The sequence below is a fragment of the Pseudoalteromonas luteoviolacea NCIMB 1944 genome, assembly GCF_001625565.1.
In the GTDB taxonomy this organism is placed as follows: Bacteria; Pseudomonadota; Gammaproteobacteria; order Enterobacterales; family Alteromonadaceae; genus Pseudoalteromonas; species Pseudoalteromonas luteoviolacea_F.
The window spans coordinates 1-230 of sequence record NZ_AUXS01000074.1; the positions used below are offsets into that span (position 1 = coordinate 1).

1 protein-coding gene is annotated in these 230 nt (G+C 41.3%); it reads right to left on the reverse strand.

From position 1 onward, the window contains the following. A partial coding sequence (locus tag N483_RS22555) for a calcium-binding protein (protein WP_155735428.1) occupies positions 1-230 on the reverse strand: 230 nt, incomplete at both ends.

Consider the following 230-nt stretch of genomic DNA (forward strand, 5'->3'; position numbering starts at 1 on the left):
AAGGTACCATCACTGAACACAACTTTATCGACAATATCGCTCTTATCACTAAATGCTCCAGCAAGCGTAATTGAGCCTACAACACTGCCTGCGGTATCTAATATTTGCAGTGCTATGTCATCATCAACACGTAAAATTTTAACTTGCTCTTTCGAAATCCCTTCGCCCAACATGAGTTGATCTGTTGTACTGGTAGTGCCAATTTCGTGGATAACATCATGACCATCACC